The sequence below is a fragment of the Thermohalobaculum sediminis genome, from assembly GCF_023487995.1.
Classification (GTDB): domain Bacteria; phylum Pseudomonadota; class Alphaproteobacteria; order Rhodobacterales; family Rhodobacteraceae; genus Thermohalobaculum; species Thermohalobaculum sediminis.
The window spans coordinates 1-4,450 of the sequence record NZ_JAMFKN010000027.1; the positions used below are offsets into that span (position 1 = coordinate 1).

The 4,450-nt window shown below is 62.2% G+C and carries 5 protein-coding genes and 1 pseudogene; 3 read left to right on the forward strand and 3 right to left on the reverse strand.

Annotated features, from left to right (window positions below; translation table 11 throughout):
- A partial coding sequence (locus tag M1105_RS20280; protein WP_249582191.1) for a hypothetical protein occupies positions 1-192 on the forward strand: 192 nt, incomplete at its 5' end.
- Positions 189-815 (forward strand): ABC-type transport auxiliary lipoprotein family protein, encoded by a 627-nt coding sequence (locus tag M1105_RS20285; RefSeq protein ID WP_249582192.1) that lies wholly within the window; start codon positions 189-191, stop codon positions 813-815. The genes M1105_RS20280 and M1105_RS20285, both read left to right, overlap by 4 nt.
- A 10-nt stretch (positions 816-825) precedes the next feature.
- Here the strand turns inward: M1105_RS20285 and M1105_RS20290 are convergent, their stop codons facing one another.
- The gene (locus tag M1105_RS20290; RefSeq protein ID WP_249582193.1) at positions 826-1,074 is read right to left on the reverse strand and encodes a hypothetical protein; all 249 of its coding nucleotides are present in this window, start codon (positions 1,072-1,074) and stop codon (positions 826-828) included.
- Between the two features lie 36 nt (positions 1,075-1,110).
- Here M1105_RS20290 and M1105_RS20295 point away from each other — a divergent pair, with 36 nt between their 5' ends.
- Entirely contained in the window at positions 1,111-1,536 is a 426-nt protein-coding gene (locus tag M1105_RS20295) for a winged helix-turn-helix domain-containing protein (protein ID WP_249582194.1), read from the forward strand.
- Between the two features lie 197 nt (positions 1,537-1,733).
- Here M1105_RS20295 and M1105_RS20300 read toward each other — a convergent pair.
- Positions 1,734-2,216, reverse strand: a pseudogene (locus tag M1105_RS20300) (transposase); the annotation flags it as partial.
- Between the two features lie 228 nt (positions 2,217-2,444).
- Positions 2,445-4,013, reverse strand: a complete 1,569-nt coding sequence (locus M1105_RS20305; protein ID WP_249582195.1) for a serine hydrolase domain-containing protein — start codon at positions 4,011-4,013, stop codon at positions 2,445-2,447.
- Positions 4,014-4,450: the final 437 nt, after the last annotated feature.

The following is a 4,450-nucleotide window of genomic DNA, read 5'->3' on the forward strand; positions in this document are numbered from 1 at the left end:
CAGATCAACAACGCCGTCGCCGAGAACCGCGACGGCCTGAAGGATTTCACGCAAAGTACGCTGCCCGAGGTCGATGGTCTCGTGCTCGACCTCGAGCGTCTCGCCCAGACGCTCAACCGGGTGGCCGAGCAAATTGAACGCGATCCGCCCGGCTTCCTCTTCGGGCGCAGCGAAAGGGAGGGAATACCATGACTCGGGGAAGGTCGCGGCGCGACATTCTGACAGCAATCCTCGCTGCCGGGGTGGTCACGGGTCTCGGCGCGTGCACCGCGCCGCCTCCGCCGCCGGCTCGGAAATTTTATCTCAGCCCTCTCGACACTGTGCCCTCGGGTCTTGAGAAGCGAGATTGGACGCTCGTCATCGAGCCTCCCCAGACCGTCCCGGCGCTCCGCACGAACCGGATCGCGCAAGTGATCGCAGATAACGAGTTCGATTATTATGCAAACGCCGAGTGGGGCGATCTTGCGCCCGACATGTTCCAGGCGACGCTCATCCGCTCCTTCGAGCGCGCAAACGCCGTCGCGGCGGTCGGCAACGAGCGCCAGCGAATGCGCCCAGATTACATGCTCGAAACGGCTCTTGCTCCCTTCTACGCCATCGGCGCCGTCGGATCGGCCCCAAAGGTGCGCGTTGGTTTGGACGCGCGGCTGATCCGCGCTCGCGGGCGCGAGCTCGTGGCCTCAACCACGATGAGCGAGGAGCGTACCGCCAAAGGGGCCGAGATCGAGGCGATCATCGAAGCCTTCGACAGCGCCTCTCACGCCGTGATTGAAAGCCTCATCAGATGGACCGTGGCGCAGGCAAGTGGCGCTTAAAGAGGCATTTTCAGATTAAACTGATCTGATAGCCTAACGCTGTCTTGGAGAGGTTGGCTGGCGGCTTCTGGAAAGCTTTTTGATTCACAATCCGATACTTTACGCCCTCTCGAACAAGCCAAGGAGGGCAAGGATGGACCCCGCTGGTTAATCTGACAGTGCTCTGCGCCACGCTCGGACTGATAATGGCGGTCTCGGCATTGATTATTGCTCCGATGGCTTCGGTAAGCGGAATGGCTTCCCTTTCGGTCTTTGGCATGGTTCATCGTGACGGCTGATGAGGAGGCCAGCCTTCATGACCAAACCTCTCTCCCTCGACCTCAGGAAGCGCGTCATCGACGCCATCAACGCGGGCCAGAGCTGCCGGGCGGCGGCGTCACGAGATGGAGCGGCAGCGCCGCAAAGGGCGGCAGTCAGGTGGCACCGGCTCTGGCGCGAGACAGCCTCCGTCGCTCAGCGGCCAATGGGTGGCGACAAGCGCACTGGCCGGATCGAGTCTCTCGGCCTGGCAATCTTCGCCATGGTCGAGGAGGCCATGCATATCACGCTGGCCGAGATCGCCAAGCGGCTGGAGGCCGAGCATGGGCAGCGCTTCGCGCCCTCCACGGTACACCGCTTCTTGCGCCGGCACGGCTGGACGTTCAAAATGTATGGCCGGCCCCGTCGGCAAGTCGGTTTTGTGCCGGTTCGGCTCGGTCGTCCTCAAACGTATCCGGTATAGCGGCGCGTTGGCGGTCGCCATGATGGAGATCCGCGCTTCCCGATCCTCATGAAAGACCCGGCGTCGAGGCGCCGTTTTTTGAACCAGGCTTTCGGAGACGCGGGTGTTCGACGCGTCCGGTCATCAACCTCCGATCGCCAACCTCATCGGGTCACGGCACAACTGCTGAAGAGCGGCGCCGAAACAGATCTCTTCGCTCACGACGTCGTGGCCGCCGCCGGGCCTGGTTCGAAGCGCACGCCGCGTCGCAGGCTCGCCCAGGCGATCCGGGCGAGCTTCCCAGCCAGCGCCACGATCGCGATGTTGCGATGCGCCCTCGCCAGCAGGCCCCCAAGCCACTGCCCCGAGGGCGTCGCCTTTTTCGAGAGGCTCGGCATCGCGGCCCGCGCACCGTGGATCAGCAGCATTCGCAGGTATCGGTTCCCCGTCTTGGTGATGCCGAGCAGCCGTGGCTTGCCCCCAGTCGTCATCTGCCGCGGCACCAGCTCGAGCCATGCCGGCAGATCCCGCGCCCGCCTGAACGACTCGCCGTCACCGACGCCCGCGACCAGCGTGGTTGCGCCGAGCACGCCGATGCCCGGGATCGGGGTGAGCCGGCACGCCACCGCGTCTGTCCGGGCGTGCTCGGCCAGTTCGTCGTTCAATGCGTCGATCCTGCACCGTAAAGGCCAGCCCCGATCGTGATGGTGCACGGACGTTCGGACTAGGCGAACCTCGCTGATCCGTCCGTTCCGACCGCGTTTCCTGGCGCGCCCGACAAGGGACGGACTGGCGCCAATCCGGGTCCGGCGACAGATTTCGGGACGGCGCCGGCAGACGCGTTCTCCGGCGCTTCAGTCGGGTCGGTTAACTTTCGGGCACGGGGCTGCCGAGAACTCACTCCGCAGGTCACGTGGCGGAGAGACGTCTCAATCCGTCTCTCGAATGAAGATCCTGTGGTCGATCCGCAGGTAATTCGGCTTCCCGTTTGGGTCGTTTAACAACTCCCCGACCAGCCCCTTCTTTGGACCGTCTGTGATGATAAACCACCCGTTACCGGCGTTGGCGATCGTGGCGGGGGCCGGGTCCGCCCACGCAGGCGCCCCAGGATAGATGGGCTTGGACTTCGTCTCCACGCGGTAGGTCCCAGCGTCCCGCTTGATCAAATAGTCCTGATAAACACCAACGAATCTGCCGAGATAGGGATCGAGGACTTTCGGGTCAGAATCGATAGGCGCGATGCGCCGTTTCTCCAGGCCCGTAAAGAGTTTTATTGCGGCTTCGGCCAGCGGCTCGTAGACCTCGATGCCACGGTCGCTGTTGGTCAGCACCACAACGGCGAACTCCCGTTCCGGGATCAACTCCAGCCACGTCCGGTAACCGGTGAAACTGCCCATATGATGAATGTTGCGCACGCCGGAGATGTCGTCGACGAACCAAGTGACTCCCGTCTTGCCCCCTGTCGGCGCGTCCACAGCCGGCGCGTGGGCGTAGTCGAGTGCCTGGCCTGACATCAGGACTTTACCGTTCTTATCGAGGCCATCGATCTGGAAGCGGGCGTACTTCAGCATGTCGGCCACGTTGGAAATCAGCGCTCCGGCCCCACTGGCTGCTCGTGGGATTTGCGTGAACTGCGGATTGAGTTTCGACGTGTCGTCACCGTAAATGGCGGGATGGCCCCAAGCAAAGTCTCCATCAGGGGCGCTGGAGCCATAAAAGAAGCGGCTACTGGTCATTCCGAGAGGTTGCAGGAGGAGTTCGGAAATGACCTCCTCGTATGGCTTGCCCGCGGCTACCTCGATTACGCGGCTTGCGAACACGAGATTGGTGTTGCTGTACAGCCAAGCCTGGTTGAACGGGATAAGCTGCGGCAGGTAAAAGGCTTGGAGTAACGCGCGGTCCAGCGGTTCGCCGGTGTCGCCCACCGGGGCTAATCCGTGCTCTGATCCCCAGCCGGTGTGGTGGTGAAAGAGATCGATGACCTTCGCCTCCTTCGTCGCCGTGTAGTCCGCCACTTTGAAGTAAGGGATCAGGTCCTTGATCCTGGCGTTCAGATCGAGCTTCCCCGCCTCGGACAGCATGACGGCCGCGGTAGCAGTGAAGGTCTTAGTGAGCGAACAGAGGTAAGTGGCCGTCGCGGGCGTGAAGGGGCTCGCTTTGTCCGCGCGTGCAACCCCCAAGCCAGCAGAGAATGTGTCCTTGCCCGAAATGACGCCGATCGCCACGCCCGGCACGTGGTATTGGGCCATCAGCTCACGGGCCAGCTGCTCGATTGCCTCGAAACTGGATTCTTCGCTCGAGGCGATTCCACTTGTCGCTGCGTAAGCGCTCCGCAAGCTCGTTCCGAGCAGCAACTCGGCCGAGATGGCTGCGCCTAGTTGGGCCGAATGCTTCAAAAAAGTCCTTTTGGTCAGTCCTTCCGGCGACTCTTGCGCGCCTTCTACGCGATCCTCGCTGCATCTGTCGGCTTCGCTCAAAGTCTTTGTTGTCGGCTTCATGATCTCTTTTCTTTTTCGATGGGCGGACACGAACACATCGGTAGCGTTCCTTAGTTCTTGCGAATGATCATGATAATGGGCATTGTGGGACTGAGACGGCGGGCGTGACTATGCAGTTCTTCCGCCTACTCGTTTTCACCCGCCGGTCAAGACCGAGAACTGCTGGAAATTCCGGTGACGGGGCGGGCCTTCCGAGGGACGGGCGAGGTGGTGTCTGCGGCCTCGTACTCGGCGTCGAGCTCCCGCCGTACGGCCTCGATCTGACGGCGCTCGAACTCGGGCACTGTCAGAAACTTGCGGCTTGAGCCAGTCGGGGCGGGTTCGTAGCGTCGCGGGATGAGCAAATCGAACCTGTTCAAGGGCAATGTCAAAGGAACTTGGCTTGAGGCGGAATAGCCGCCTCCCTACCCTCGTGGCATGAGCAAACCCAACCCCTT